This window comes from Azohydromonas lata, assembly GCF_034427735.1.
Taxonomy (GTDB): Bacteria; Pseudomonadota; Gammaproteobacteria; order Burkholderiales; family Burkholderiaceae_C; genus Azohydromonas; species Azohydromonas lata.
The window spans coordinates 12,586-38,970 of record NZ_JAXOJX010000062.1 but is presented as its reverse complement, the minus strand read 5'-3'; the positions used below and the strand labels follow the sequence as shown (position 1 = coordinate 38,970).

General features: G+C 69.8%; 24 protein-coding genes and 1 riboswitch. Of the genes, 10 read left to right on the top strand and 14 right to left on the bottom strand.

Going from position 1 to position 26,385, the window contains the following annotated elements:
- Positions 1 to 1,682, top strand: a 1,682-nt coding sequence (locus SM757_RS26945) for a gamma-glutamyltransferase family protein (RefSeq protein WP_322467747.1), incomplete at its 5' end; no start/stop codon positions are given.
- Positions 1,683 to 1,815: 133 nt separating this feature from the next.
- Here the strand turns inward: SM757_RS26945 and SM757_RS26940 are convergent.
- Complete coding sequence (locus SM757_RS26940) at positions 1,816 to 2,853, bottom strand: quinone-dependent dihydroorotate dehydrogenase (protein WP_066338847.1); 1,038 nt, start codon at positions 2,851 to 2,853, stop codon at positions 1,816 to 1,818.
- Between the two features lie 41 nt (positions 2,854 to 2,894).
- On the opposite strand from SM757_RS26940, the gene rpiA reads away from it, so the two are divergent.
- Entirely contained in the window at positions 2,895 to 3,554 is a 660-nt protein-coding gene (gene rpiA, locus SM757_RS26935) for a ribose-5-phosphate isomerase RpiA (RefSeq protein ID WP_066338845.1), read from the top strand.
- Positions 3,555 to 3,615: 61 nt separating this feature from the next.
- Here the strand turns inward: rpiA and mnmC are convergent, their stop codons facing one another.
- From mnmC to earP, 3 genes are all read right to left on the bottom strand, one after another.
- Positions 3,616 to 5,583, bottom strand: a complete 1,968-nt coding sequence (gene mnmC / locus SM757_RS26930) for a bifunctional tRNA (5-methylaminomethyl-2-thiouridine)(34)-methyltransferase MnmD/FAD-dependent 5-carboxymethylaminomethyl-2-thiouridine(34) oxidoreductase MnmC (RefSeq protein ID WP_322467746.1) — start codon at positions 5,581 to 5,583, stop codon at positions 3,616 to 3,618.
- A 112-nt stretch (positions 5,584 to 5,695) separates the two neighbouring features.
- A complete protein-coding gene (efp, locus tag SM757_RS26925) occupies positions 5,696 to 6,250 on the bottom strand; it encodes an elongation factor P (RefSeq protein WP_066338840.1) in 555 nt (184 codons plus the stop codon).
- A gap of 109 nt (positions 6,251 to 6,359) precedes the next feature.
- Entirely contained in the window at positions 6,360 to 7,397 is a 1,038-nt protein-coding gene (gene earP, locus SM757_RS26920; protein WP_322467745.1) for an elongation factor P maturation arginine rhamnosyltransferase EarP, read from the bottom strand.
- A 36-nt stretch (positions 7,398 to 7,433) separates the two neighbouring features.
- Here earP and uvrC point away from each other — a divergent pair, with 36 nt between their 5' ends.
- From uvrC to SM757_RS26900, 4 genes are all read left to right on the top strand, one after another.
- The gene (gene uvrC / locus SM757_RS26915; protein ID WP_322467744.1) at positions 7,434 to 9,413 is read left to right on the top strand and encodes an excinuclease ABC subunit UvrC; all 1,980 of its coding nucleotides are present in this window, start codon (positions 7,434 to 7,436) and stop codon (positions 9,411 to 9,413) included.
- Positions 9,400 to 9,915 carry a hypothetical protein gene (locus SM757_RS26910; RefSeq protein ID WP_322467743.1) on the top strand — a complete coding sequence of 172 codons (516 nt, stop codon included), beginning with the start codon at positions 9,400 to 9,402 and terminating at the stop codon, positions 9,913 to 9,915. The genes uvrC and SM757_RS26910 overlap by 14 nt, the downstream gene beginning before the upstream one ends.
- A 151-nt stretch (positions 9,916 to 10,066) precedes the next feature.
- Positions 10,067 to 10,633 (top strand): CDP-diacylglycerol--glycerol-3-phosphate 3-phosphatidyltransferase, encoded by a 567-nt coding sequence (gene pgsA, locus SM757_RS26905; RefSeq protein WP_066338835.1) that lies wholly within the window; start codon positions 10,067 to 10,069, stop codon positions 10,631 to 10,633.
- 44 nt (positions 10,634 to 10,677) lie between these two features.
- Positions 10,678 to 11,526: a DMT family transporter gene (locus SM757_RS26900; protein ID WP_066338866.1), complete on the top strand. Its 849-nt coding sequence runs from the start codon at positions 10,678 to 10,680 to the stop codon at positions 11,524 to 11,526.
- 22 nt (positions 11,527 to 11,548) lie between these two features.
- On the opposite strand, the gene SM757_RS26895 is transcribed toward SM757_RS26900, so the two are convergent.
- The 9 genes from SM757_RS26895 to SM757_RS26855 form a co-directional block, all read right to left on the bottom strand.
- Positions 11,549 to 12,094 (bottom strand): hypothetical protein, encoded by a 546-nt coding sequence (locus SM757_RS26895; RefSeq protein ID WP_322467742.1) that lies wholly within the window; start codon positions 12,092 to 12,094, stop codon positions 11,549 to 11,551.
- A gap of 112 nt (positions 12,095 to 12,206) precedes the next feature.
- Entirely contained in the window at positions 12,207 to 14,384 is a 2,178-nt protein-coding gene (locus tag SM757_RS26890; RefSeq protein WP_322467741.1) for a TonB-dependent siderophore receptor, read from the bottom strand.
- A 49-nt stretch (positions 14,385 to 14,433) separates the two neighbouring features.
- Positions 14,434 to 14,533, bottom strand: a riboswitch (TPP riboswitch).
- A 131-nt stretch (positions 14,534 to 14,664) separates the two neighbouring features.
- The gene (locus tag SM757_RS26885) at positions 14,665 to 15,768 is read right to left on the bottom strand and encodes an NAD(P)/FAD-dependent oxidoreductase (RefSeq protein ID WP_066338828.1); all 1,104 of its coding nucleotides are present in this window, start codon (positions 15,766 to 15,768) and stop codon (positions 14,665 to 14,667) included.
- A gap of 11 nt (positions 15,769 to 15,779) precedes the next feature.
- Positions 15,780 to 16,103 carry a ferredoxin FdxA gene (gene fdxA / locus SM757_RS26880; protein WP_066338825.1) on the bottom strand — a complete coding sequence of 108 codons (324 nt, stop codon included), beginning with the start codon at positions 16,101 to 16,103 and terminating at the stop codon, positions 15,780 to 15,782.
- A gap of 72 nt (positions 16,104 to 16,175) precedes the next feature.
- Positions 16,176 to 16,937 (bottom strand): uroporphyrinogen-III C-methyltransferase, encoded by a 762-nt coding sequence (cobA, locus tag SM757_RS26875; protein ID WP_322467740.1) that lies wholly within the window; start codon positions 16,935 to 16,937, stop codon positions 16,176 to 16,178.
- Between the two features lie 18 nt (positions 16,938 to 16,955).
- Entirely contained in the window at positions 16,956 to 17,684 is a 729-nt protein-coding gene (locus SM757_RS26870; protein ID WP_066338823.1) for a phosphoadenylyl-sulfate reductase, read from the bottom strand.
- 7 nt (positions 17,685 to 17,691) lie between these two features.
- Complete coding sequence (locus SM757_RS26865) at positions 17,692 to 18,198, bottom strand: DUF934 domain-containing protein (RefSeq protein ID WP_066338821.1); 507 nt, start codon at positions 18,196 to 18,198, stop codon at positions 17,692 to 17,694.
- Between the two features lie 34 nt (positions 18,199 to 18,232).
- Positions 18,233 to 19,945: a nitrite/sulfite reductase gene (locus SM757_RS26860; RefSeq protein ID WP_322467739.1), complete on the bottom strand. Its 1,713-nt coding sequence runs from the start codon at positions 19,943 to 19,945 to the stop codon at positions 18,233 to 18,235.
- Position 19,946: 1 nt separating this feature from the next.
- Positions 19,947 to 20,714 carry a sulfite exporter TauE/SafE family protein gene (locus tag SM757_RS26855; protein WP_322467738.1) on the bottom strand — a complete coding sequence of 256 codons (768 nt, stop codon included), beginning with the start codon at positions 20,712 to 20,714 and terminating at the stop codon, positions 19,947 to 19,949.
- Between the two features lie 196 nt (positions 20,715 to 20,910).
- Between SM757_RS26855 and SM757_RS26850 the strand changes: the two genes are divergently transcribed.
- A complete protein-coding gene (locus SM757_RS26850; RefSeq protein WP_322467737.1) occupies positions 20,911 to 21,843 on the top strand; it encodes a patatin-like phospholipase family protein in 933 nt (310 codons plus the stop codon).
- A gap of 204 nt (positions 21,844 to 22,047) precedes the next feature.
- Here the strand turns inward: SM757_RS26850 and SM757_RS26845 are convergent, their stop codons facing one another.
- Positions 22,048 to 22,605, bottom strand: coding sequence for a phasin family protein (locus SM757_RS26845; protein WP_322467736.1), 558 nt, complete (start codon positions 22,603 to 22,605; stop codon positions 22,048 to 22,050).
- A gap of 195 nt (positions 22,606 to 22,800) precedes the next feature.
- On the opposite strand from SM757_RS26845, the gene SM757_RS26840 reads away from it, so the two are divergent.
- The 3 genes from SM757_RS26840 (at position 22,801) to SM757_RS26830 (ending at position 26,333) form a co-directional block, all read left to right on the top strand.
- On the top strand, positions 22,801 to 23,763 hold the full coding sequence (locus SM757_RS26840) for a histone deacetylase family protein (protein ID WP_322467735.1): 963 nt from the start codon (positions 22,801 to 22,803) through the stop codon (positions 23,761 to 23,763).
- 113 nt (positions 23,764 to 23,876) lie between these two features.
- Positions 23,877 to 25,298: a sodium:proton antiporter gene (locus tag SM757_RS26835; RefSeq protein WP_322467734.1), complete on the top strand. Its 1,422-nt coding sequence runs from the start codon at positions 23,877 to 23,879 to the stop codon at positions 25,296 to 25,298.
- A gap of 48 nt (positions 25,299 to 25,346) precedes the next feature.
- Positions 25,347 to 26,333 carry a 2-hydroxyacid dehydrogenase gene (locus SM757_RS26830; RefSeq protein ID WP_322467733.1) on the top strand — a complete coding sequence of 329 codons (987 nt, stop codon included), beginning with the start codon at positions 25,347 to 25,349 and terminating at the stop codon, positions 26,331 to 26,333.
- Positions 26,334 to 26,385: the final 52 nt, after the last annotated feature.

Below are 26,385 nucleotides of genomic sequence, written 5' to 3'. Positions count from 1 at the left end.
CGCCGTCCGCCCAACCCGCCTTCAGCCGCATGGCCGTGGCCGCCGCGCACCCGCTGGCGGCGCAGGCCGGGCTGCAGATGCTGCGCGAGGGCGGCTCGGCCGTGGACGCCGCGGTGGCCGTGCAGATGGTGCTGACGCTGGTGGAGCCGCAGGCCAGCGGCATAGGCGGCGGCGCCTTTCTCATGAGCTGGGACGGCCGGCGCGTGCAGGCTTTCGACGGCCGCGAGATGGCGCCCGCCGCCGTCACCGAAAACCTGTTCATGCGGGCGGACGGCACGCCTGTGCCGTTTGCACAGGCCGTGGTGGGCGGCCGCTCCGTGGGCGTGCCGGGCGCCGTGGCCATGCTGGAGGCGGCGCACCGCCAGCATGGCCGGCTGCCTTGGGCGCACCTGTTCGAGCCGGCCATTCAACTGGCCGAGGAGGGCTTCAGCGTCACGCCCTACCTGCATCGGCAGTTGATGAGCGAAAAGGCCTCGCTGCTGGCGCAGCCGCGTACGGCGGCCTACTGGTTCGGCCCGGATGCGCAGCCCTGGCCCGTGGGCCACCGGCTGCGCAACCCGGCCCTGGCGCAGGTGCTGCGCAACATCGCCCTGCACGGCGCGGCGGCGTTCTACGAAGGGCCGGTGGCGGCCGACATCGTGGCCCGCGTGCAGACGCATCCGACCAATCCCGGCGACATGACGCTGGCCGACCTGGACGGCTACACGCCCAAGGAGCGCGCGCCGATTTGCACGCTCTGGCGGGTGCGATACCGCGTCTGCGGCTTCCCGCCACCGTCGTCCGGCCACTTGGCCATGATGCAGACGCTGGGCGTGCTGGAGCGGCTGCCCAACGCGGGCGAGCCGCTGCGCGCGGGCCTGCCCGCGCCTGACTGGCTGCACGCCTACACCGAGGCCGCGCGGCTGGCCTTTGCCGACCGCGCCGCCTTCGTGGGCGACCCCGACTTCGTTCCCGCCCCGGGCAACGACTGGAACACGCTGCTCGATCCGGCCTACCTCGCGCGCCGCGCCGCGCTGGTGAAGCCCACGAGCATGAAGACGGCGCGCCCCGGCAACCCGGGCCCGCTGCCGCTGGCCTGGGCGCCGCAGCCGCTGCAGCCGGAATACGGCACCAGCCACGTGAGCATCGTGGACGCGCAGGGCCGCGCCGTGTCGATGACGACGACGATCGAGGCCGTGTGGGGCTCGCGGCTGATGTCCGACGGCGGCACCGGGCTGGCCGGGGGCTTCATGCTCAACAACGAGCTGACCGATTTCTCCTTCACGCCGCGCGACGCGCAAGGCCGCCTCGTGGCCAACCGCGTGCAGCCGGGCAAGCGGCCACGCTCCAGCATGAGCCCGACGCTGATCTTCGACGCCAGGGACCACCGGCTGCTGATGACGCTGGGCGCCCCCGGCGGGGCGGCCATCATCCACTACACGGCCAAGACGCTGTTCTTCACCTTGGGCGCGGGCTTGTCGCCGCAGGACGCCATAGTCCTGCCCAACTTCGGGACCTTCAACGGCCCGACGCTGCTGGAGCAGGGCCGCTTTCCGGCGGCGACCGTCCAGGCGCTGCGCGAGCGGGGGCACGACATCGACGAGCGCGCGCTGGACAGCGGCATCCAGGCGCTGCAGCGCACGGCGGCGGGGTGGGCCGGCGGGGCCGACCCGCGGCGCGAGGGGGTGGTCGCGGGCGAATGAGGCGCCGGCGGCGGGGCGACGGCTGCGCTGCGGACGCTGCCCGCAGGCTTCATCGTTCAGCTTTTTGTACTTCGCATTGCCTTTGAATGAGCGGCATCGTTCAGATTTCTGGACGATGCGGGCTGCAGTTTTCTCAGCCCGCCGTCGCCTGCGCCGCCTCGCGCACCAGCGCCGGGCCGCGGTAGATCAGGCCGGTGTAGATCTGCACGAGGTCGGCGCCGGCCTGCAGCTTGGCCTTGGCGTCGGCGCCGCTGAGCACGCCGCCCACGCCGATGATGGGATAGCCGCCGCCCAGGGCCGCGCGCAGTTGGCCGATGACGCGGTTGCTGGCTTCGAACACCGGGCGCCCGGAGAGGCCGCCGGTTTCCTCGGCGTGCTGCAGGCCCTGCACGGCGTCGCGCGCCAGCGTGGTGTTGGTGGCGATGACGCCGTCGATGCCGTTGTTGCGCAGCGTGGCGGCGATCACTTTCACCTGGGCCTCGTCCAGGTCGGGCGCGATCTTCACGAACATGGGCACGGTGCGGCCGTGCTGGCGCTGCAGGGTTTCACGGCGCGCCTGGAGCTGCGACAGCAGCGCGTCCAGCGCCTCGTCGCTTTGCAGCGCGCGCAGGTTCTTGGTGTTTGGGCTGGAGATGTTGACCGTCACGTAGTCGGCGTGCGGGTACACGCCGTCCAGGCAGATCAGGTAGTCGTCCACCGCGTTCTCTATGGGCGTGGCGGCGTTCTTGCCGATGTTCAGCCCCACCAGGCCGCCGCCGGCGCGGAAGGATTTCGCGCGCTGCACGTTGGCCAGGAAGGAGGCCAGGCCCTCGTTGTTGAAGCCCAGGCGGTTGATCAGCGCGTCCTTTTGCGGGATGCGGAACATGCGCGGCTTGGGGTTGCCGGGCTGGCCCTTGGGCGTGACGGTGCCGACCTCGATGAAGCCGAAGCCCATGGCGCCCAAGCCGTCGATGCAGCGGCCGTTCTTGTCCAGGCCGGCAGCCAGGCCGACGCGGTTGGGAAAGCGCAGCCCTGCCACCGTCACCGGCGCGCTCACGCGCGGCTGGGCCCACAGGCATTGCGCCGGCGTGTTCTGCAGCCGGCCCATGGTGTTGAGCGTGAGTTCGTGGGCCTGCTCCGGATCGAGGCCGAAGAGGAAGGGACGGGTGAGGGCGTAGGGGACCAGGGACATCCCGCGATTGTCGCAAACGGTGTCGCCGATAATCCGCGCCCATGAATCAGGACGAACTCAAGGCCCTCGTGGGCCAGGCCGCTGTCGCGCACGTGGTGCCCGGCAGCGTGGTGGGCGTGGGCACCGGCTCCACGGTCAATTGCTTCATCGACGCGCTGGCCGCCATCAAGGACCAGATCGCCGGCGCCGTCTCCAGCTCCGAGCGCAGCACCGAGCGGCTCAAGGCCCACGGCATCCCCGTGCTGGACGCCAGCACCGTGGAGCGCATTCCCGTCTACGTGGACGGCGCCGACGAGATCGACCACGCCGGCTACATGATCAAGGGCGGCGGCGCGGCGCTGACGCGCGAAAAGATCGTCGCCGACCTGGCGGACCGTTTTGTCTGCATCGCCGACGAGTCCAAGCTGGTCCCGGTGATGGGCAACTTCCCGCTGCCGGTGGAAGTGATCGCCATGGCCGCGGCCCAGGTGGCGCGCCGCTTCAAGGCCCTGGGCGGCGAAGCCACGCTGCGCCCGGGCGTGCTCACCGACAACGGCAACCCCATCCTGGACGTGCGCGGCCTGCGCATCACCGACCCGGCGGCCATGGAAGCCGAAGTCAACCAGTGGCCCGGCGTGGTGACCGTGGGCATCTTCGCCCGCCACAAGGCGCAGGTCTGCCTGCTGGGCACCAAGGACGGCGTGAAGACGCTGACCTTCTGACGGCGGGCTTGGCGGCGGCCTTCGCGGGCCGCCGCCGGACGTGACGTGCGACGGCGCCTCTTCAGGCGCCGTCGTCCATTTCGGCCGGCGCGGCCTGTGCCTTGCGCGCGCGCCGCACGCCAAAGCGCCCCGGGTCCACGGCTTCCACCAGGTCCGCTTCCAGCGGGAAGGGGCCGCCGCCCACCCAGGCCGCGATCAGCTCGCCCAACAGCGGCGCCCAACCGATGCCGCGCGAGGCCAGCGCCGTGCACACGAAAAGGCCGGGCACGCGCGGCAGTTCGCGCACGCGCTGCGCGGCCGCGCCCGGCAGCGGCACGGCACCGACCACGGGCAGCCGGTCGTCGGCCAGCGTGCGCCAGCCCACGCGGCCGGACAGCGGCACGTCGCGCGCATCGACCTCCAGGCCCAGGCGGCGCAGGCGCTGCAAGTTGAACGCCTGGTCTTGCGGGCGCAGGGTGGCGTCGGGGTCCTGCAGGGTGGCGGTGGCGCCACAGACGACGTTGCCGTCCAGCAGCGTGAGCGCGTAGCCGCCGCCGGCCACGGGCAGGCGCGGCGGGTGCAAGCCCGGCGTGCCGGCGGGAAGAATCGTCACCTGCCCGCGCTGGCGGCCCAGCGGCCAGCCCGGCTTTTCACCATGTGCACTCTCAAGCAACGTACAGGTTTCTCCCGCATTGGCCAGCACCACGGCGCTGGCCTGCGCGATCGCTTGGCCAGCGGCATCCAGGGCGGACCAAGTGCCGTTGGACGAGCGCAGCGCGCACACCTGCATGCCGGTGCGCAGCGCGATGCCGGGCCGCTGCAGCCAATGTCGCACCAGCGCGCCGGGCTGCAGCCAGCCGCCGCCGGGATAGAACCAGGCGGGCTCCTGCAGCGGCAGGGCGCACAGCTCGCTGGCGGCCCGGGCGTCCAGCGCCTGCAGGTAGTCTGGCGGCAGGCCTTGGGCGGCCAGCAGGGCGTGCATGCCGGCCAGGTCCGCGTCGGCGCCGGCCAGGCGCAGCAGGCCGTCCAACTGGCCGGGGATGGCGCCGGCGGCGATCAGCGGCGCGAAGGTTTTATGGGCCAGCAGCGCGGCCGTGCGGTTGAAGCGGGCGTGCGGGCCGTCCTGGCCATTGACCACGCCGTGGAACAGGCCGCCGCGGTTGCCTGAGGTTTCGGCGGCGGGCTCGGGGTGGCGCTCCAGCACGGTGACCTGCCAGCCGGCGGCGGCCAGGGCCTGGGCGCAGGCGGCGCCGGCCAGGCCCGCACCGATGACGAGGGCGGTGCGCGGGGCATTCGGGTCCACTTGGGCCGACAGCGGGTGGCCGGCCGCGCGGCGCGGCGTGAACACCGGGGCGTAGCGAGCGTAGGTCATTTCCGGCTTGGGCGGGAAGCCGGGGACGCGCTCGGCTTCGAAGCCGGCCGAGCGCAGGCCGTCGCGCACGGCGCGGCCAATGCTCCAGGTGGCGGCGGTGGCGCCGGGTGCGGCCAGCCGGCCCAGTGCCTTGAACACATGAGGCGACCACAGCGCCTCGTTGCGTTTGGGCGCGAAGCCGTCCAGGTAGAAGGCGTCGGCTTCCAGCAGGAGCTGCGGCAGCCACCCGTTGGCGTCGCCCCAGGCCAGTTGCAGGACGACCCGGCCGCCGTCCAGGTGCAGCGTGTGCAGGTCGGGGCTCAGCGGGGGCCAGGCGGCGAGCAACTCGGCTGCCAGTGCCGGCAGGGCGGAAGCGGCGTGGGCGCGCTTCAAATCGTCCAGGCGCGGCGGGTGCAGGTCCACGGCGACGTAGTGAAGGCGCGCGCAGCGCTGCGGGTCGGCGCGCCAGGTGTCCCAGGTCGCCAGGAAGTTGTTGCCCAGGCCGAAACCCGTCTCCAGCACCGTGAAGCGCGGTTTCCCCTGCCAGCGCTGCGGCAGCCTGTTGCCGTGCAGGAAGACGTGGCGCGACTGCCCAAGCGCGCCGGCGCGCGTGTGGTAGACGTCGTTGAAATCCGGGGCGTGGGGCACGCCGTCGGTGTCGAACGCGATGTGGGCGGGCACGACGGGGAAGCGCTTCATGGCGGCGGGCGGGAGTCGGGCAAGAGAAGGGGGTTCGGAAGGCGGAAACGACAAGGGGCACCGAAGTGCCCCTTGCTGCTCGCATGCGACGTGCGCGCGTGCGTGTCTGGAATCAGACGCGCTTGCGGTACTCGTGCGTGCGGGTGTCGATTTCGATCTTGTCGCCGTTTTCCACGAACAGGGGCACGGGGATTTCGAAGCCGGTGCCGACCAGGCGGGCGGGCTTCATGACCTTGCCGGAGGTGTCGCCCTTGACGGCGGGCTCGGTCTCGATCTCGCGCACGACGGTGGTGGGCAGCTCGACCGAGATGGCCTTGCCGTCATAGAACACCACTTCAACCACCATGTTGTCTTCCAGGTAGGAGATGGCGTCGCCCATGTTCTCGGCCTCGACCTCGAACTGGTTGTACTCGGTGTCCATGAACACATACATCGGATCGGCGAAGTACGTGTAGGTGCACTCCTTCTTGTCCAGGATGATCTGGTCCATCTTGTCGTCGGCCTTGAAGACGACTTCAGCCCCGCCGCCATTGAGCAGGTTCTTCATCTTGATGCGCACCGTGGCGGCACCGCGGCCGCCGCGGCTGTATTCGGTCTTGAGCACGACCATCGGGTCCTTGCCCTGCATGATCACGTTGCCGGCGCGGATTTCCTGAGCGAGTTTCATGGCGAGATTCCAAAAGAGAGTGGCTGCACGAATTGAACGCTCGGTGCTGCCTGATAGCGCGTCGCAGGCGCGCGTCGCACGGACGCGGCTCAACGCAAAGCCCGTGATTCTACCAACGCGCCGCCACGAACTCCTGTAGCCGGCCGGTCAAATCGTGCTGCTTTTCAAGGCTTTGCCGCCAGCGTGCGCAGGCGGCGCGCCACGTGGCGTCGTCCGGCAGGGCGGCCGGCGGCTCGGCCAGGCGGTTCCAGGCGCGCCACAGCGCGCGCAATTCCAGGCTGAAAGCGGCGTTGCTGCCGGCCAGAAAGCGGTCCAGGAAAGCGTCCAGCTTTTCGGCGTGCACGCCGTCGTCCTGCTCGTAGATCTGCCACACGAAGGGCACGCCGGCCCATTGGGCGCGGACGAAGGAATCCTCGCCGCGGACGAAGTTCAGGTCCGCGGCCCACAGCAGGTGGTCGTAGTCGCGCTGCGTGAGCCAGGGCAGGCGGTGCAGGCGCACGTTGGCGGGCAGGCCGGGCACGTCGGCCTGCGCCGCGCCGGGCGTGGCCAGCAGCAGCATTGGGCGGCCGTCGGCCAGCCACGGCCACAGGGCGTCGAGGCGGCGGTAGCAGAAGAGGCTGACCACGCGTTCGTCCGGCTGCCAGCCGGCGCCTTGGGCGGCCAGCCAGGTGGCACGGTCGAAGGCGGCGCGGCGTGCTTGCACGTCGCGCTCGCGCAGCAGGCCGCCGGTGGCGGGGGTGAAGCCCGGGTAGAAGAAGAACTTCACCAGGCCCGCGCCGGGGCCGGAGAACTGCGGCGACTGCAGGCCGTGCGAGCGCTCCACGTAGCGCTCGGCGCTGAGGTATTCGAGGTTGATCCACGCGGGCGGCTTGGGGCTGGCGGCCATGCGCGCGACGAAGCCGGGCGGCGGGTCGCAGCCGAACAGCTCCACGACGACTTCGCCGGGCTGCGGAAAATCGCCTTCGTCGCGCCAGGGCAGCACCTGCACGCGGGCGTCGCCTTGCGGCGCCATCCAGGCCAGGGCCGAGGCGTCGTCCACCCACAGCCGCGCGCGCTCGCCGCGAGCCGATAAATCCGTGGCCAGTCGCCAGGCCACACCGAGGTCACCGTGGTTGTCGATCACACGGCAGAACAGGTCCCACAACATGGCGCGATTATCCGAAGCGTCAGAATCACGCCCTCCATGACCCAGTCCTTATCTCCCGAAGACGCTGCCGCGGCCGTGCTGGCCGCCGCCGAGGAAGTTGCACATGCCGAATCAGCCGCTGCCGCGGGCCGCGCCGCGCTGCTGGCCGAAGTGGCGCAGTTGCCCGCGCTGCCCGGCGTCTACCGCTACTTCGATGCGCACGGCGCCGTGCTCTACGTCGGCAAGGCCAAGAACCTCAAGCGGCGCGTCTCCAGCTATTTCCAGAAGGACCACGGCGGCACGCGCATCGGCGTGATGGTCAACCGCATCGCGCGCATGGAGACCACGGTGGTGCGCACCGAGGCCGAAGCGCTGCTGCTGGAAAACAACCTCATCAAGGCGCTCAACCCGCGGTTCAACATCCTGTTCCGCGACGACAAGAGCTATCCGTACCTGCAGCTCGTCTCGCACCGCTTCCCGCGCATGGCGTACTACCGCGGCGCGGTGGACAAGAAGCACCACTACTTCGGCCCCTACCCGAGCGCTTGGGCGGTGAAGGAGTCCATCCAGCTGCTGCAGAAGGTTTTCAGGTTGCGCACCTGCGAGGACACCGTCTTTGCCAACCGCAGCCGGCCTTGCCTGCTCTACCAGATCCGGCGCTGCACGGCGCCCTGCGTAGGCCTCATCAGCGACGCCGACTACACGAGCGACGTGCACAACGCCGAGCGCTTCCTGCGCGGCGAGCAGCAGGAGCTGCTGGACCAGTTGCAGCGGCGGATGATGGAGCACGCCGAGGCCTTCGAGTACGAGAAGGCGGCCGAGCTGCGCAACCAGATCCAGGCCCTGTCGCGCGTGCTGCAGCAGCAATCGGTGGAGGAGAACAGCGCCTCGTCCGCCGGCAAGGACGTGGACGTGCTGGCCGTGAAGGTGCAGGGCGGCCGCGCCTGCGTGAACCTGGCCATGGTGCGCGGCGGGCGCCACCTGGGCGACCGCGCGCACTTCCCGACGCACGTGGAGGAGGGTGCCGTCCTCGGGGCGGCGGAAGACGAGGGCGACGACGTCGCCGCGCCCGTGCCGCCGGAGGTGCGCGTGCTGGAGGCCTTCATCGCCCAGCACTACCTGGACAGCGCCGTGCCGCCCTCGCTGGTGGTGAGCCATCCGGTGGACGCGGCGCTGATGGAGGCGCTGTCCGTGCACGCCGGCTTCAAGGTCAGCGCGCAGCACCAGCCGCGCGAGCAGCGCCGCGTGTGGCTGCAGATGGCGCAGACCGGCGCCGAGCTGGCGCTGGCGCGGCTGCTGGCGCAGGAAGGCTCGCAGAAGGCGCGCACCCTGGCGCTGGCCGAGGCGCTGGGCCTTGAGGTGCAGGATCTGGATACCTTGCGCATCGAGTGTTTCGACATCAGCCATACCGCTGGCGAAGCCACGCAGGCCAGCTGTGTGGTGTTCGAGAACCACCAGATGCAAAGCGCCCAGTACCGCCGGTTCAACATCACCGGCATCACGCCCGGCGACGACTACGCCGCCATGCGGCAGGTGCTCACGCGCCGCTACGGCAAGCTGGCCGAGGGCGTGGCCGCCGGCACGGCGCGCATGCCTGACGTGGTGCTGGTGGACGGCGGCCGCGGCCAGGTGAGCATGGCGCGCGAGGTGTTCGAGGAATTGGGGCTGGACCTGTCGCTCATCGCCGGCGTCGAGAAGGGCGAGGGGCGCAAGGTCGGCCTGGAAGAGCTGGTGTTTGCCGACGGCCGGCCCAAGGTGTACCTGGGGGCCGATTCCGCCGCGCTCATGCTGGTGGCGCAGATCCGCGACGAGGCGCACCGTTTTGCCATCACCGGCATGCGGGCCAAGCGCGCGAGTGTGCGCACCGGCGGCAGCCGGCTGGAGGACATCCCGGGCGTCGGCCCAAAGAAGCGGGCCCGGCTGCTGCAGCGCTTCGGCGGTGTGCGCGGCGTGGCCCAAGCCGCCGTCGACGAGCTCGCCAGCGTCGAAGGCATATCGAGAGACCTGGCGGAGGAGATTTACCGTGCGCTCCACTGAAGCCCCGCGCCCACTGCGCTGGTGGGCCCTGATCGCGACCGCCCTGGGATTGGGCGCCTGCACCCTGACCAAGCCGCTGCCGGATTCGACGGCCTCGTCCGCGCAGCCTGCGACCTCGCCGTCGCTGGAGCCCTCGACGGCGCGCGCGGTGGCCGCCCTGCCCAAACCGGCGCAGGCGGGCGACTGGACGTCCTATCGCATCCAGGCCGCCACGCGGCTGGTGGCGGCTAACCCGAGCATGTCCTACATGGGCGACGTGCCTGAGCCGCTGCTGGCCATTCCGGTGCTGGAGATCGAGCTCAACCGCGACGGCAGCGTGCGCAGGATCAACGTGCAGCGCGTGCCGCACCAGGCCAAGGACACGGTGCAGCTGGCCATTGACGCCGTGAACCGCGCCGCGCCCTTTGGCGACGTGTCGCACCTGCCGCGGCCGTGGAAATTCAGCGAAGTGTTCCTGTTCAACGACGACAGGCACTTCAAGCCGCGGACGCTGGATCAATGAGCGCCCCCGCCCGGCCGCTGCGAAGGGGACGCTCCGTCCCGCTCGGCGGGACCGCGCGCAGCGCGAGGGTGTACCCATGAGCGCGCGGCCGTCCGAAGAGCCCGGGTCTCGGACGGCCGGCGAGCCCTTGCGCAGCAGGCACAATGCCGGGATGTTTTTCAACCTGCCCACCCTGCTGACCTGGGCCCGCATCGTGGCCATACCGCTGATCGTGGCGGTGTACGAGCTGCCCATGCAGCACGCGACGCAAAACCTGGTGGCCACGGTGCTGTTCATCGTGTTCGCGCTCACCGATTGGGCCGATGGCTGGCTGGCGCGGCGGCTCAATCAAACGTCTTCCTTCGGCGCCTTCCTGGACCCGGTGGCGGACAAGTTCCTCGTTTGCGCCTCGCTGCTCATCCTGGTGCAACTGGACCGGGTGGACGCGCTGGTGGCGCTGGTCATCATCGGTCGCGAGATCGCCATCTCGGCGCTGCGCGAGTGGATGGCGCAGATCGGCGCCTCCCGCAGCGTGGCCGTGCACATGGTGGGCAAGCTCAAGACCACGGTGCAGATGGTGGCCATTCCCTTCCTGCTCTATGACGGGCGGCTGTTGGGCGTGGTCGATACGCACCTCTGGGGCACGGGCCTGATCTGGCTGGCCGCGGTGCTGACCATCTGGTCCATGGTGTATTACCTGCAGAAGGCGCTGCCCGAAATTCGCGCCCGCGCGCGTTGACCGCTTCGGCCCCGGCAGTGCCCGGCGCGACGCTGGTGCGCGCCATGCCCGCGGTGTTCGTGCTCATCTGGAGCACCGGCTTCATCGTGGCGCGCTACGGCATGCCGCATGCGCCGCCGCTCACCTTTCTCAGCTGGCGCTATGCGCTCTCGGTGCTGGCTTTCGGCTTGTGGATCGCGGCCACGCGGCCGGCTTTTCCGCGCAATGGCGCGCAGGTGCTGCACCTGGCCGCCACGGGCGTGCTCATGCACGCGGGTTACCTGGGCGGCGTGTGGGCCGCGGTGAAGGCCGGGGCGCCGGCCGGCACGGTGGCGCTGATCGTGGGCCTGCAGCCGGTGCTGACGGCGCTGTGGGTGTCGGCCAGCGGCCAGGAGGCGCGTGCCAGTGCCCGCCAGTGGTTGGGTTTGCTGCTTGGGCTGCTGGGCCTGCTGCTGGTGGTGTGGCGCAAGCTGGGCAGCGGGGAGATCACGCCCTTCAACTTCTTGCTGTGCCTGGGCGCGCTGCTGTGCATCACGGTAGGCACGCTGTACCAGAAACGCTTCGTGAAGCCGTGCGACGTGCGCACGGCCAGCCTGGTGCAGTTGAGCGCGGCCTTGGCCGTGTCGCTGCCGCTGGCGCTGCTGGAGCCCACGGGCATGCAATGGCATCCGGAGCTGATAGGCGCACTGGCCTGGTCGGTGCTGGCGCTGACGCTGGGCGCCAGCTCGCTGCTGTACCTGCTGATCCAGCGCGGCGCGGCCACGCGCGTGACCAGCCTGATGTACCTGGTGCCGCCGTGCACCGCGCTCCTGGCTTGGCTGCTGTTCCGCGAGCCGCTTGGGCCCACGGTGCTGGCGGGCATGGCGCTCACGGCGCTGGGCGTGAGCCTGGTGGTGCGCGGCGCGGCGCGCTGAGGCGGCTGCGCCGCCGTCAGCCTCAGTGCCTGGGCTGCGAGATGCGGCCGTTGAGCGTCAGGAAGCCCTTGGCCGGCATGGTGCTGATGTCTTCGACGACTTCCAGCGTGCCGCTGCCCGTGGCGTAGGCGAAGCGGCCGGAACCCGAGGTGATGGTGAAGGTGCCGCTCATGACCAGTGGCCCGCCGTTCATGGGCTGGCTGGTGCCCTGGTAGCGGCCGATGAGCTGGTCGCCGCTGGCCGTGGTGATCATGAACTGGCGGCTGTTGAAGGCGTAGGGCGGCAGGAAGTAGGGGCTGGTGGAGACCACGCAGTCCTGCGCCGAGAAGCTGAAGACGCCGATGGCCGAGCCCAGGCCCGTGCCGGAGCTGGTGCCGGTGGCTGCGGCGCCGTAGGCCGGCGCCTCGCCCGCGCAGGGGTTGGTGGGCGTGGGGTCCAGCCACTCGGTGATGGTGGCCGTGGCCTTGAAGGGAATGGTCTTGGCGGCGTTGTCGGCCCAAGCCGATTGGGCCGAGCCGGCCAGGGCGGCGGCGCCCAGGGCGCAGGTCAGGGCGTGGCGAAAAGTCATGGTGATCCCTCGAAGAATGGTTTTGTAACGAAAACGGGTTATGCCCCGCCCTTGAGACGGGCGGTAGGCGCCTGGGCGGGGGATTGTGTTTTGGCTGCCGATGCGGCTCGGGTCAGAAGTCCGCCTGCAGCGACACGCGGAAGGTGCGCGGCGCCAACGGGTAGAGATAGACGTGGTTGCTCAGCGTGGGCGACTCGCGCCAGGCGCGGCGGTTGAAGACGTTGTCCACGCCGGCGCGCCAAGTCAGCGTCGTGCTGTCGGTGCGCTGCACGTAGCGCGCGCCCAGGTCCACGCGGGTCCAGCCGCCTATGCGCGGGCTGTCGTCGGTAGGCAGCACGGTGCGCTGGCCTTCGTGCACCAGCCAGCTCTGCAGGTTGAGTCCGGGCAGGGCGGCCACGTCGTGGCCGGCCATCAGGCGCAGGCTGAAGGCGGGGACGTTGGGCGGGCGGTTGCCGTCCAGGTCGTTGTCTTCGATGCGGGCGCGCAGCGCCATGGCGCTGGCCGCGAGCTGCCAAGCGCCCGCGCGCTGCTCGGCCGAGGCCTCCAGGCCGCGGTGGTGCTGGCGTCCTTTAATGGTGAAGCTGGTGCCGGTGTCGCGGGCGTAGGGCTGCTCGATGTCGAAAGCCGCCACGTTCCACTGCAAGCCCTGGCCGTTGTTGCCCTTGAAGCCCAGCTCGGCTTGTCGGCTGCGCTGGGCAGGCAGCACGTAGCCGGGGTTGGAGTAGGTTGGGACGAAAGGCACGGTGCGCGACTCGATGCCGTGGCCGAAGCTGGCGTAGGCCGTCAGGCCTTCGTTGACCGTGTGGCTGAAGGCCACCCAGGGGGTGTTGAAGCTTTGCTCGTAGGGTGGGAGCGCGCTGCCGTCGCTGCTGTGGCTGTCGCGCTGGATGCGGGTGTGGCGCAGGCCCAGCCAGAACTGGTTGCGCTCGTCCAAGCGCAGCTTGTCGCGCAGGTAGAACTCGGTGGTTTTTTCCTTGCGGCTGACGGTGTCGGTGGTCAGCTCCGGCTTGGGGTCGGCTTGCACGGAGCCGTCGTCCTGGCCGGAAAGGTCGAGGAAGTTGAAGGCTTGTTTGGGGATGCGGTTCTCGAATCGCGTGAACAGCACGCCAGCGGTCAGCGCATGCGTGAGGGTGCCGGTCTGAGTTTCGCCCTGAGCCTGCAGGTTCAGCGCGTCGCTGCGGCGGCGCTCGTTGTCGCTGCGGTAGTCGTAGAAGTCGAAGCTGCCGTTCGAGCAGTAGCGGTCGTAATGGTTTTCGGCGCTGCAACCGAAGGGGAAGGCCAGCCGGTCGTCAGTACGCAGGCGCTGCGTCATGGCGTGGGCGGAGAGCTTCCAATTGCCTTCGAGCCGCTGCGTCAGGCGCAGCGACGCCGTATTGGCGTCGAAGACCACGGGCTGCGACCAGCGCTGGTTGTTGAGGTTGGTGCGCGGATCGATGTCGTGGGCGTTGGGTACGGTATCGCCGCGCAGGCTGAAGCCCGGCACGCTGGGCTGCGACTGCCGGTTGTGCTCCACCTCGGCCTCCAGCAGCGTGTCGCGGGTGAGTTTCACGTCGCCGGCCAGGGCCAGGAGCTGGCGTTCGCCGTGCAGGTCGCGGGTTTGCGGGCGCAACCGCTCGGCGGCGGCGTTCAGGCGCAGGCCGTAGCGCTCGTCCTCGCCGAAGCGCTGCGACAGGTCCACCGCCGCGCCCACGGTGCCGTTTTCGCGCCAGCCCAGGGTGGCGCTGCGCACGGTGCGGTCCGGGCGCTTGACGGTGTAGTTCAGCAGGCCGCCCGGGGCGCTGGCGCCGGCCTGTATGCCGCTGGTGCCCTTGAACAATTCGACGCCGGCCTTGTTGTCCAGGGCGATAGCGGTCTCGCCGCTGATGGGCAGGCCGTCGCGGCGGTGGTTGAAGCGGGGGTCCAGCGCGTAGCCGCGCATGCTCACGTTGCCCCAGTAGCCCTCGGCGTTGTAGGCATCGGTGAGGCCGGCATCGAAGCGCACAAGGTCGGCTACCTGGCGCGCGCCGCCGTCCTGGAGCTGGCGTTCGCCGAGCACGCGGGCGCTGATGGGCGTGGACGACAGCGGCTGCTCGCCGAAGCCGCTGACGGCGGGCGCCGGGGTGCGGCCGGTGACGGTGATGGTGGTGGTCGTGGCCGGCGCCGTGTCTGCGGCAGCGGTTGCGGCATCAACCGCCGGGGCGGCGGGCACGGCGGCCTGCTGGGCCGCTGCCGGCAGCGACAGGGCGAGGGCGGCCGCGGCGGCCAGGGGGGCGGGCGCGAACAGGGCGCGCGGGTGGGTGCGGTGGGCCATGGCAGGTACTGCAGTGCCGCGACAGGTGAGCGCGGCTGCCGCGCAAGACGTGCGGCCACCGGTGCTTCCCTGCGCGAGGATGATCTCAATCAGGTTCAAGGGGACTCTCTCAGCCGGACACAGCGTGTCCGGCACCCCCAGCGGAAAGCGTGAATTATCCGCGCCCGCGCTCCAACGCCTGTGGCTTGGCGGCCACGTCCGGCCCCGCCCCCGATAAAGAAAAAGGCCCGCTGGGCGGGCCTTTCCTGGAGACGGGCGGGTCAGACCCGGCTCGGCGTGCTCAGTCGAACACCGGCGTTTCCACGCCCAGCACCTTGTGCAGCTTGGGGCTGGTGGTGGTGTACTGCAGGTGCACCTTCTTCTCGGGGAAGATGTAGGGAACGGCGCCGAAGGCGGCCAGCGCGGCTTCGTGGAAGCCCGACAGGATGAGCTTCTTCTTGCCGGGGTAGGTGTTGACGTCGCCGACGGCGAAGATGCCGGGCACGTTGGTCTGGAACTTCTCGGTGTCCACGACGATTTGCTTGCGCTCCAGGGCCAGGCCCCAGTCGGCGATGGGGCCGAGCTTGGGCGACAGGCCGAAGAAGACCAGCAGCATGTCCATGGGCACCACGCGGGTGACGCCGTCGCCGCCCGTGACCTTCACGCCGGTGAGGGTCTGCCCGTCAGCGCTGGTGTCGATGCCCGTGATCTGGCCGACGATGAACTGCATTTCGTACTCGTCGCACAGCTCCTTCATCTTGGCCACCGAGGCGGGCGCGGCGCGGAAGCCGTCGCGGCGGTGGATCAGGATGACGCTCTCGGCCTTGTTGGGGCCTTCCTGCGCGAAGTTCAGCGACCAGTCCAGCGCGGAGTCGCCGCCGCCCACGATCACCAGGTTCTTGCCGGCGAATTGGGCGGGGTTCTTGACGCGGTAGAAGACCTGCTTGTCGTTGAACGCGTCCAGGCCCTCGACCTTGAGCATGCGCGGCTGGAAGGAGCCCACGCCGCCGGCGATGAACACCGTCTTGGTCAGGAACTGCGTGCCCTTGCTCGTCTCGACGAAGAAGCGGCCGTCTTCCTGCTTTTCCACGCGGGTGACTTCCTGGCCCAGGTGGAAGGTCGCGCCGAAGGGCTCGATCTGCTTGAGCAGGTTGTCGGTGAGCTCCTTGCCGGTGCACATGGGCACGGCCGGGATGTCGTAGATGGGCTTGTCGGGATAGAGCTCGATGCACTGGCCGCCGGGGTAAGCCAGCGAGTCAATGATGTGGCACTTGATCTCCAGCAGGCCCAGCTCGAAGACCTGGAACAGGCCGCAGGGGCCGGCGCCGACGATGATGGCGTCGGTCTCGATCACGCCCTGCGCTTGCGCCGCCACGGCGGCTTCTTGGTTCACTTGCGATTCCATGGTCGTCTGGATTACTTCTTCAGTTCCGGCAGCTTGCCCGTGCGGTTCTTCCACTCCTCGGCATCAGGCAGCGCTTCCTTGCGCTTGGTGATGCTGGGCCATTTCTTGGACAGCTCGGCGTTCAGGGCGATGAACTGCTGCTGGTCGGCGGGCACGTCCTCTTCGGGGAGGATGGCGTTGACCGGGCACTCGGGGATGCAGACCGCGCAATCGATGCACTCGTCAGGATCGATCGTCAGAAAGTTGGGGCCTTCCCGGAAGCAGTCCACGGGGCAGACATCGACGCAGTCGGTGTACTTGCAGCGGATGCACGATTCGGTGACGACGTGGGTCATGACTTTTGAGTAGTGGGGTTGATCGCGTGGGGCCCAGTGGTCGGCCGTGGCGATAGACGAAAAACAGTGATTTTAAGCCCTGGGGGTTTCCACTGAAACCTGAGATACATCAAGCGGGCTCTCGGTCGTGGCCTCCGCGGCATCCAAAGTGCCGGCGCCGGCGCCCACGATGACCACCGTGGGCCGCCCCGCGTGCTGCGCGGCGGCTTCGCCCAGGGTCTGGACGCTGTGCAGGCTGGTGCGCTGCCCGGCGGTGCCGGCGGCCGAGACCACGCTCACGTGCTCGGTGGCCGGCCAGCCGGCGGCCAGCAGGCGGTGCGACAGCTCCGGCAGTGCGTGGCCGGCCATGTAGAACACTTCCGTGTCGGCGCTGCGGCTGGCGCGCAGCGTGCCCGCGCGCGTCATGGCCGTGCTCAGGCTCACGTTGCGCCCGCGTCCGCGGCGCGTGAGCGGGCGCTGCGTGGCGGCGGCGGCGGCCAGGGCCGCCGTGACGCCGGGGACGACCTCGCACTCGATGCCGGTGGCCTGCAGCGCCAGCAGCTCCTCTTCCAGCCGTCCAAAGATGCTGGGGTCGCCGCCCTTGAGCCGCGCCACGAGGGCGTGCTGTTGCGCCTGCTCCACCAGCAGCGCGTTGATGCGCGCCTGGCCCATGCTGTCGCGGTAGCCGCGCTTGCCCACGTCCAGCCACTGCGCGTGCGGTGCGAGCTCGCGCAGCGCCGGATCGGTGAGCGCGTCGAACAGCACCACCTGTGCCGCGGCCAGCCGTTGCGCGCCGCGCACGGTAATGAGGTCCGCCGCCCCGGGGCCGGCGCCGATGAAGACCACGCGGCCCATCTTGACTTCAGCTTTCCTTCAGGCCGGCAAGGCGCTTTGCTTGACGTGCAGGCCGCATTCCTTGGCCGACTCGTCCTCCCACCACCAGCGGCCGGCGCGGAAGGGCTCGCCCAACGAAATGGCGCGCGTGCAGGGCGCGCAGCCGATGCTGGGAAAGAACTGGTCGTGCAGCGCGTTGTAGGGCACGTCGTGCAGCTTGATGTAGTGCCACACGTCGCCCCAGGTCCAGTCGGCCAGCGGGTTGAACTTGATTCGACCCTTGTCGTCCTGGTCCTCGAAGGGCACCGCGCCGCGGTTGTCGGACTGCTCGCGGCGCATGCCGGTGACCCAGGCATCGCGGCTGGCCAGCATGCGCGACAGCGGCTCGAGCTTGCGCACGCCGCAGCAGCCCTTGCGCAGCGGCACGCTCTCGTACATGGCGCGCTCGCCGTTGCGGGCGACGAACTCGATGACCGCTTCCTGCACCGGGCGGTAGACCTCCACCTCGATGCCGTAGCGCGCCTTGATGAGCGGCAGCACGGCCAGCGTCTCGGCGTGGAGCACGCCGGTGTCCAGCGTGCCCAGGGCGATGGGCAACTGGTGGCGGGCGATGAGGTCCGTCAGGACCATGTCCTCGGCGCCGAGGCTGTTGGCCAGGACGACGCGGCCGGCAAAGCGCTCGGCGGCGTCGCGCAGCAGGTCCAGGGCGCGCGCGACCTTGTTGTCGAAGTCGGCGCTTGGGCGGGCGTTGAGTTCGATGGCGCTCATGGCGGTATCAGCTCCGTGAGTAAGGCTGCGGGTCGTGGCGGGCGAAGACCGGTTGCGGATGCACCGTGTCGCCCTGGTAGTGGCCGCCGAAGAAGCCCAGCGCGCGGCGCGCGGACTCCAGCTTCTGGTCGGCGCGCAGCACCACGGCGTCAAAGCCGGTGCGCTGCAGCAACTGCATCATGTCCACCAGCACTTCGCCGGTGGCGCGGATCTCGCCCTTGAAGCCGTAGCGCACGCGCAGCAGCCGGGCTTGCGAGTAGGCGCGGCCGTCCACCCACTTGGGGAACGTGAGCGCCACCAGCGACAGGCGGGGCAGGTCCTCGGCCAGGGCTTCGACGTCGGCGTCGTTGGGCAGCATCACGCCCACGGCCACGCCCTGCGGCCACTCGCCGCGCACGGCGTGCCACTGCTCCAGCGTCAGGAGCCGGTGCGGGGCGGGGCTGGGGTGCACCTGCGGGCCGTCCTCGCCGCTCACCTGCTGCCAGCGGTCCTGATGGGGGTCGATGAACTTCATGGCTTGAAACTCGTTTCTTCTGGGCAGGGGTCTATCAGGCGGGCTGCGCTTCGCGCACGGCGGTGGCGGTGCGCACGGCGTCGGCGGCGGTCTTGAATGGGGACAGCCCCACGCGGCGCACGGTGTCGACGAAGCGCTCGCCTTCGGCGCGCTCGGCGCGGTAGGTGTCGATGACGGCTTCGATGACGTCGGCCACCTCGTCGGCCGCGAAGGACGGGCCGATGACCTTGCCGGCCTGGGTCTTGCCCGACAGCGTGGAGCCGTCGGAGCCGCCCAGCGTGACCTGGTACCACTCGCTGCCGTCCTTGTCCACGCCGAGGATGCCGATGTGGCCGCTGTGGTGGTGGCCGCAGGAGTTGATGCAGCCGGACATGTGCAGGTCGATGTCGCCGATGTCCCAGAGCTCGTCGAGGTCCTGGAAGCGCTCGGTGATGGCCTCGGCGATGGGCAGCGAGCGTGCGTTGGCCAGGGCGCAGAAGTCGCCGCCCGGGCAGGCGATCATGTCGGTGAGCAGGCCGATGTTGGGCGAGGCGAAGCCCGCGTCCTTGGCGGCGTGCCACACGGCGTAGAGGTCGGCCTCGCGCACCCAGGGCAGCAGCAGGTTCTGGTCGTGCGTCACGCGCAGCTCGCCCAGCGAGTAGCGGTCGGCCATGGTGGCGGCCGCTTCCATCTGGTTCGAGGTGGCGTCGCCGGGGGGCAGGCCCAGGCGCTTGAGCGACAGCGTCACGGCGCGGTAGCCGCTGACCTTGTGGCCGTGCACGTTGCGCTCCAGCCAGCGGGTGAAGGCCTGCTGCTGGTCGCCGTGGCGCGCGGGCTGGAAGCCGCTGGGGGCGGGGCGCACGCCGGCGGGCAGCGTGAAGTGGGCCGAGACGCGCTCCAGCTCGCGCAGCGGGATCAGGTGCGCGGCGCCTTCGGCGTCGCTTTCCAGGATCTGGCGGAACTCGGCGTTGACGGCGTCGAAGAACTTCTGGCCTTCGGCCTTCACCAGGATCTTGATGCGGGCCTTGTAGAGGTTGTCACGGCGGCCGTAGCGGTTGTAGACGCGCACGATGGCCTCGATGTAGACGAGGATCTGCTGCCAGGGCACGAAGGCGTTGATCTCCACGCCCACCACCGGCGTGCGGCCCATGCCGCCGCCCACGAAGACCTTGAAGCCGACTTCGCCGGCCTCGTTCTTCACCAGGTGCAGGCCGATGTCATGCCACTGGATGGCGGCGCGGTCTTCGGCGGCGCCGGTGATGGCGATCTTGAACTTGCGCGGCAGGAAGGCGAACTCGGGGTGCAGCGTGCTCCACTGGCGCAGCACCTCGGCGTAGGGGCGCGGGTCCACGGCCTCGTCCGGGGCGATGCCGGCCAGCGCGTCGCTGGTGATGTTGCGGATGCAATTGCCGCTGGTCTGGATGCCGTGCATGTCCACTTCGGCCAGCAGCTCCATCACGTCGGCCGACTGGTGCAGCGGAATCCAGTTGTATTGCAGGTTCTGGCGCGTGGTGAAGTGGCCGTAGTCGCGGTCGTACTCGCGGGCGATGCGGGCGAGCTGGCGCAGCTGGCGGCTGCTCAATTCGCCGTAGGGCACGGCCACGCGCAGCATGGGGGCGTGGCGCTGGATGTACCAGCCGTTCTGAAGGCGCAGGGGGCGGAATTCGTCGTCGCCAAGCTCGCCGCGCAGGTTGCGCTCGAGCTGGTCGCGGAACTGCGCGGCGCGGGCGCGCACGAACTGGCGGTCGAAGTCGGTGTACTTGTACATGTCAGTTAATCACTTTCAGTCCGGCGGTCACCAGCGACACGCACAGCAGTGCGCGCACCAGTTTGTCGGGCAGGGCGCGGGTGAGCTTGGCGCCGAACCAGATGCCCGGCAGGGAGCCGACCAGCAGGCTGGCCAGCAGGCCCCACTCGACGTGTCCGAGCGAGGCGTGGCCTATGCCGGCCACCAGCGTCAACGGAACGGCGTGGGCGATGTCGGTGCCGACCAGCCGTTGCGTGGGGACGCGAGGATACAGGAGCAGGATCAGCGTCGCGCCTATGGCGCCGGCGCCGATGGAGCTCAGCGACACCAGCACGCCCAGCAGCGCGCCGGCGGCCACGGTGAGCGTGGGCTTGACGGTTTCGGGCAGCCACTTCTCCAGCTTCAGGCCCACCTGCAGCCACACCTTGCGGTAGGCCACGGTCACGGCCGTGAGCAGCAGCGCGATGCCCAGCGAGAAGGTCAGCGTGCTGGCCCAGCCCTTGGTGATGCCGGTAAAGTGCATCAGCACGATGGTGGCGATGGCCGCCGGCACGCTGCCGGTGAGCAGCCGCAGCAGGATTTGCTTGTCCACGTGGCCCATGCGCCAGTGCGCGAGCGAGCCGCCGGACTTGGTGATGGCGGCAAACCACAGGTCCGTGCCGATGGCCACGGCCGGGTTGAGCTTGAACACGCCGATGAGCAATGGCGTCATGAGCGAGCCGCCGCCCACGCCCGTGAGGCCGACGATCAGCCCCACGCCCAGGCCGCCCAACACCGCCACCAAGTCCATCCGTGTTTCCCGCTATTTGTTTGGATTGCGCGAAGTCAATACCTCACGCTGGGTCGTGACTGTAAGTTGCACTCTTATATTCAAGAACTACAGAAAAGTTCTTTGCTTATGGTCTGCATAAGCTAAGAAGCTTTCCAAGCTTGAGGCGTGACCGAGTGGACAAGGCGTTTGGCGGGGGTTTTCTAGAATGGACGCCATGTCGAACCGCCCCTTACTGCGGCGCCGGAGCCTGCTTTCCGTGCTGCCGCTGCTGGTGCTGGCCGCGTGCCAGACCGTGCCGCCCACCGTCTCAACGACCGTTTCCACGCCCGTGGTGCCTGTGCCGGTGCCCGTCAAGCCGGTGGTGCCGCGCGACCCGCCACGCATCGGCCTGGCGCTGGGCGGCGGCGCGGCGCGGGGCTTTGCGCACATCGGCGTGATCCAGGTGCTGGAGGAGGCGGGCATTAAGCCCAGCCTGGTGGTCGGTACTTCGGCGGGCAGCCTGGTGGCGGCGCTCTACGCCAGCGGGCTCAACGGGAAACAGTTGGGCGATCTGGCGGTGGCGATGGACGAATCCGCCATCACCGACTGGGCCTACCCGGGCCGCGGCCTGCTGCGCGGCGAGGCGCTGGCGCGCTACGTGCGCGATCACACGGGCGCCAAGGCGATAGAGCAGATGAAGCTGCCGCTGGGCATCGTCGCCACCGACCTGGACAGCGGCGCGCCCATCCTGTTCCAGCGCGGCGACACGGCCACCGCCGTGCGCGCCTCCAGCGCCGTGCCGGCCGTGTTCCAGCCCGTGCGCATAGGCAACCGCGAGTACGTGGACGGCGGGCTGGTGTCGCCCGTGCCGGTGCGCTTTGCGCGGCAGATGGGGGCGGAGCTGGTGGTCGCCGTGGACATCACCAGCCCGCCGGAAGGCCAGCCCACGGGCGACGCCATGCGCATGCTGCTGCAGACCTTTTCCATCATGGGCCGCAGCATCAACAGCTTCGAATTGAAGGACGCCGACCTCGTGCTGCGTCCCCGGCTGGACGGCGTGAGCAGCGCCGACTTCACCGCCCGCAAGCGCGCCATCCAGGCCGGCCGCGACGCCGCGCTGGCCTTGCTGCCGCAACTCAAGCAGCGGGTGGCGATGGCGAGCCAGTGACTCGCCTTGGGGGCGTTTTCGGGGCGTGTTTGGGCGTTTTCAGCGCCCCCAAAAAGAAACGCCCGGCGGGCGCCGGGCGGAAGGTACCCTGAAACCACTTTCCCCAGGTACCGAGGAGACAACCTTTCGCGGCGGCATCGAAACCGCCTCGTCAGCCGCACTGGCGTGCGGCCGCGTATTCAAGGTTGACCAAGCGGTGGATGCTCAGGCGGCGCGCTTGGTGGCCTTGGCGGCCACGGTCTGCGTGGCCTTCACGGCGTTGGTGGTCATGGCCTGGAAGTTGGACTCGGCCACTTCGGCGGCTTGCTTGGCAGCCTTTTGCACGCTTTCGTAGGCGTTGCTGGCGGCGGCCACGGCGGACTTCACCAGGGCCACGGCGTTCTCGGAGCCGGCCGGGGCGTTCTTGACGGCGGTGTCCACGAAGGCGGTGACGTTCTTCTGCACGTCGGCCAGCTGGGCTTCCACGACCTTGCTCACTTCGGCGTTGGTGGCGGCGGCGATGTCATAGACCTGGCGGCCGTAGGCCACGGCCTTCTCGGTGGCGGGCTGCAGCAGGCCGGCTTGCAGGGACAGCAGCTCTTGCGCGTCCTTCACCGACAGGGCGGCCTTGGCGTTGTCAGCGGCTTCGGCCAGCGCGGCCTTGGTCACTTGCAGGTTCAGTTCGACAACTTTTTCCACGCCTTCGAAAGCCTTGGCAGCCAGACCGAAGGCGGTCTCGACGTTGGCCTTTTGCGTAGCGATCAGTTGTTCGGTGTTCAGCATTTGCGGTCTCCGGTTTCAGGGGTGAAGAGGCTTTGAAAGCTTTTGCTGCAGTGCAGCATGAGTGCAAGTATAGGGGCGCCGCACAGGGGTGCAAGCATTTTTTGCTGCACCGCAGCAAGGATCATGGCTTTTTCGCCACGCGGGGCTTGCCGGCCCCAGAGGTGGCAGGGCAGGCACGCTGGCCACAATGGCCGCATGCAAGCTTTCTATGCCGACCAGTTCGTCCTGCCCCTGCCTGAGGGGCACCGCTTCCCGATGGCCAAGTACGCGATGCTGCGCGAGCGCCTGCTCGGCGAGCCCGGCATCCGGCTGGCACCCGCTCCCGCCGCGAGCGACGGCGAGCTGGCCCTGGCCCACGAGCCGCGCTACGTGACGGCCGTGGCCGAGGGCTCGCTCGGCCCGGCCGAGCAGCGCGAGATCGGCTTTCCGTGGTCGCCGGCCATGGCCGAGCGGGCGCGGCGCTCGGTGGGCGCCACCATCGCCGCGGCGCGCGCCGCGCTGCGCGAGGGCGTGGCCGCCAACTTGGCCGGCGGCACCCACCACGCCTACGCGCACAAGGGCAGCGGCTACTGCGTGTTCAACGACGTGGCCGTCGCGGCGCGGCTCATGCAGGCCGAAACCTTCAGGCGCGAGCGCCGCCCGCTTCGCGTTGCCGTGATCGACCTCGACGTGCACCAGGGCAACGGCACGGCGGCCATCTTCCGCGGCGACGACTCGGTGTTCACGCTGTCCCTGCACGGCGCCCGCAATTTCCCCTTCCGCAAGGAAGCCAGCGACCTGGACGTGGAGCTGGAAGACGGCACCACCGACGAGCCTTATCTCGCCGCGCTGGAGCAGGCGCTGGAAGCGCTTTGGGCCCCCCACGGCCCACAAGCCCCCGGCCTGGCTTTTTATCTGGCCGGCGCCGACCCCCACGAGAACGACAGGCTGGGCCGCCTGAAACTCACGGCCGAAGGCATGGCCGAGCGCGACCGCCGCGTGCTGCAGGCCTGCCGCGAGCGCGGCGTGCCCGTGGCGCTGAGCATGGCCGGCGGCTACGGCAAGGACCTGGCGCGCATGGTGGACGTGCAGTTCCGAACCCTGCAACTGGCCCAGCAAAGCTGGGCGGCGTGGCAGCGGCAGGGCTGGTGGACGGGGCAGGGCTCCACGGCGGCCTGAGCGCGGCACGCCGCGCAAGGCCGCTGGGAGCGGTTGTCGGACGTCCCTAGAATCCCGCCTCCCCAGCCGACCTCGGCCGCTCCCGCGCAGGGCGCGGCCCAAAGCAGTTCCGGATGTCCATCTCCCTCGTCCCCACCGCCCGGCGGGCCGCCTGCGCCGCGTCCCTGTTCCTGCCGCTGCTGGCGCGCGCTTCTGAAATCGACGGCGCCGGCCTCTCCGCCTGGTGGGCGCTGCCCTTCGCGGGGATGCTGCTGTCCATCGCGCTGCTGCCGCTGCTCATCCCGCACGTGTGGCACCACCACTTCGGCAAGATCGCGCTGGGTTGGGCGCTGGCCTTCATCGCGCCCTTTGCCGCGGTGTTCGGCCTGGGCGCGGCGGGCGCCGCCTTCATGCACACGCTGCTGGGCGAATACCTGCCGTTCGTCATCCTGCTGACGGCGCTGTTCACCACCGCGGGCGGCATCTACGTGCGCGGCAACCTGCACGGCAGCCCGTCCACCAACTGCACGCTCATGGCCGTGGGGGCGGTGCTGGCCAGCGTGATGGGCACCACGGGCGCCTCCATGCTCATGGTCCGCCCGCTCATACGCGCCAACGACAACCGCAAGCACACGGCGCACGTGGTGGTGTTCTTCATCTTCATCGTCAGCAACGCCGGCGGCTCGCTCACGCCGCTGGGCGACCCGCCGCTGTTCCTCGGCTTCCTCCAAGGCGTCGAGTTCGGCTGGACGTTCAAGCACCTGCTGCCCGAGACGCTGTTCCTGGTGGGGGCGCTGCTGGCGATCTTTTTCGTGCTGGATGGCTGGTACTACCGCCGCGAAGGCGTGCTGCCGCAGGACCCGACGCCGGACACGCAAAAGCTCGGCCTGCTGGGCGGCATCAACCTCCTGCTGCTCGGCGCCGTGGTGGCGCTGGTGCTCATGAGCGGCCTGTGGAAGCCCGGCCTCGCCTGGGACGTGGCCGGCACCGAGGTGGAGTTGCAGTCGCTGGTGCGCGACCTGGGGCTGATCGCCGTCACCGTGCTCTCCATGGTGCTCACTCCCGCCACGGCGCGCCTGGCGAACCAGTTCTCCTGGGCGCCCATGCAGGAAGTCGCCAAGCTCTTCGCGGCGATCTTTTTGACCATGCTGCCCGTGCTGGCCATGCTCAAGGCCGGGGCGGCGGGGCCGTTCTCGGCGGTGGTGAATGCCGTGACCGGCCCGGACGGGCAGCCGCTGCCCTGGGCCTACTTCTGGTTCAGCGGGCTGCTCAGCAGCTTCCTGGACAACGCGCCCACTTATTTGGTGTTCTTCAACCTGGCCGGCGGCGACCCGCAGGTGCTCATGACCGTGCTGGCGCCCACGCTGGCGGCCGTCTCGGCCGGCTCGGTCTACATGGGCGCCAACAGCTACATCGGCAACGCGCCCAACTTCATGGTCAAGGCCATCGCCGAGGACCGCGGTATCCGCATGCCCAGCTTCTTCGGCTACATGCTGTGGTCCAGCGCCGTGCTGCTGCCGCTGTTCGCGGTGATGACTTTCATCTGGTTCCGCTGAAGCCCCCCCAGGAACCCCAGGCTTCCAACCCCTCAAGGAGACAAGCACATGGCCGACAAACCCGCCGTGCTGGTGGCGCGCAAGGTCTTCCCCGAAGTCATCGAGCGCCTGGCGCAGCACTTCGACGTGGAGGACAACCCCGAGGACCACATCCACACCCCCGCGGAGCTGGCGCAGCGGCTGCAGGGCAAGGTGGGCGCCTTCATCACGCTGAGCGAGCGCATAGACGCCGCGCTGCTGGACGCGCAGCCGCAACTGCGCGCCGTGTGCAACATGGCCGTGGGCTACAACAACATCGACGTGGCCGCCTGCACCGCGCGCGGCGTGCTGGTGAGCAACACGCCGGACGTGCTCACGGAGACCACGGCCGACTTCGGCTTCGCGCTGATGATGGCCACGGCGCGGCGCATCACCGAGTCCGAGCGCTTTCTTCGCGAAGGCCGCTGGGACCGCTGGGCCTACGACATGTTTGCCGGCACCGACGTGCACGGCGCCACGCTGGGCATCCTGGGCATGGGCCGCATCGGCCAGGGCATCGCGCGGCGCGGGGCGCTGGGCTTCGGCATGAAGGTGGCTTACCACAACCGCAGCCGGCTGCCGGCCGACCAGGAAGGGCCGATCAACGCCCGCTGGGTGGACAAGGAAACGCTGCTGCGCGAGTCGGACCACCTCGTGGTCGTGGTGCCGTACTCGGCAGCGACGCACCACGCCATCGGCGCGGCGGAGCTGGCGCAAATGAAGCCCACCGCGACGCTGACCAACATCGCCCGCGGCGGCGTGGTGGATGACGCGGCGCTGGCGCAGGCGCTGGCCGAGGGCCGCATCGCCGCCGCGGGCCTGGACGTGTTCGAGGGCGAGCCCCAGGTGCACCCCGAGCTGCTGGCGCGGCGCAACGTGGTGCTCACGCCCCACATCGCCAGTGCCAGCGTCGCCACGCGGCGCGCCATGGCGGACCTGGCGGCCGACAACCTGATCGCCGCGCTCACGGGCGGCACGCCGCCGACGGCGGTGAATCCGCAGGTGTTGGGCGCCTGAAGGCGCGCGCAGGCGTCCCGGCAGGCCCCGTGAACCGCCCGGGAGGGTGCTG

Excerpts from the sequence above, each read along its gene's own strand:
- SM757_RS26940 (WP_066338847.1), bottom strand. The coding sequence starts at position 2,853 with ATGTCCCTGGTCCCCTACGCCCTCACCCGTCCCTTCCTCTTCGGCCTC.
- rpiA (WP_066338845.1), top strand. The coding sequence starts at position 2,895 with ATGAATCAGGACGAACTCAAGGCCCTCGTGGGCCAGGCCGCTGTCGCG.
- mnmC (WP_322467746.1), bottom strand. The coding sequence starts at position 5,583 with ATGAAGCGCTTCCCCGTCGTGCCCGCCCACATCGCGTTCGACACCGAC.
- efp (WP_066338840.1), bottom strand. The coding sequence starts at position 6,250 with ATGAAACTCGCTCAGGAAATCCGCGCCGGCAACGTGATCATGCAGGGC.
- earP (WP_322467745.1), bottom strand. The coding sequence starts at position 7,397 with ATGTTGTGGGACCTGTTCTGCCGTGTGATCGACAACCACGGTGACCTC.
- uvrC (WP_322467744.1), top strand. The coding sequence starts at position 7,434 with ATGACCCAGTCCTTATCTCCCGAAGACGCTGCCGCGGCCGTGCTGGCC.
- pgsA (WP_066338835.1), top strand. The coding sequence starts at position 10,067 with ATGTTTTTCAACCTGCCCACCCTGCTGACCTGGGCCCGCATCGTGGCC.
- SM757_RS26900 (WP_066338866.1), top strand. The coding sequence starts at position 10,678 with ATGCCCGCGGTGTTCGTGCTCATCTGGAGCACCGGCTTCATCGTGGCG.
- SM757_RS26895 (WP_322467742.1), bottom strand. The coding sequence starts at position 12,094 with ATGACTTTTCGCCACGCCCTGACCTGCGCCCTGGGCGCCGCCGCCCTG.
- SM757_RS26890 (WP_322467741.1), bottom strand. The coding sequence starts at position 14,384 with ATGGCCCACCGCACCCACCCGCGCGCCCTGTTCGCGCCCGCCCCCCTG.
- SM757_RS26885 (WP_066338828.1), bottom strand. The coding sequence starts at position 15,768 with ATGGAATCGCAAGTGAACCAAGAAGCCGCCGTGGCGGCGCAAGCGCAG.
- fdxA (WP_066338825.1), bottom strand. The coding sequence starts at position 16,103 with ATGACCCACGTCGTCACCGAATCGTGCATCCGCTGCAAGTACACCGAC.
- cobA (WP_322467740.1), bottom strand. The coding sequence starts at position 16,937 with ATGGGCCGCGTGGTCTTCATCGGCGCCGGCCCCGGGGCGGCGGACCTC.
- SM757_RS26870 (WP_066338823.1), bottom strand. The coding sequence starts at position 17,684 with ATGAGCGCCATCGAACTCAACGCCCGCCCAAGCGCCGACTTCGACAAC.
- SM757_RS26865 (WP_066338821.1), bottom strand. The coding sequence starts at position 18,198 with ATGAAGTTCATCGACCCCCATCAGGACCGCTGGCAGCAGGTGAGCGGC.
- SM757_RS26860 (WP_322467739.1), bottom strand. The coding sequence starts at position 19,945 with ATGTACAAGTACACCGACTTCGACCGCCAGTTCGTGCGCGCCCGCGCC.
- SM757_RS26855 (WP_322467738.1), bottom strand. The coding sequence starts at position 20,714 with ATGGACTTGGTGGCGGTGTTGGGCGGCCTGGGCGTGGGGCTGATCGTC.
- SM757_RS26850 (WP_322467737.1), top strand. The coding sequence starts at position 20,911 with ATGTCGAACCGCCCCTTACTGCGGCGCCGGAGCCTGCTTTCCGTGCTG.
- SM757_RS26845 (WP_322467736.1), bottom strand. The coding sequence starts at position 22,605 with ATGCTGAACACCGAACAACTGATCGCTACGCAAAAGGCCAACGTCGAG.
- SM757_RS26840 (WP_322467735.1), top strand. The coding sequence starts at position 22,801 with ATGCAAGCTTTCTATGCCGACCAGTTCGTCCTGCCCCTGCCTGAGGGG.
- SM757_RS26835 (WP_322467734.1), top strand. The coding sequence starts at position 23,877 with ATGTCCATCTCCCTCGTCCCCACCGCCCGGCGGGCCGCCTGCGCCGCG.
- SM757_RS26830 (WP_322467733.1), top strand. The coding sequence starts at position 25,347 with ATGGCCGACAAACCCGCCGTGCTGGTGGCGCGCAAGGTCTTCCCCGAA.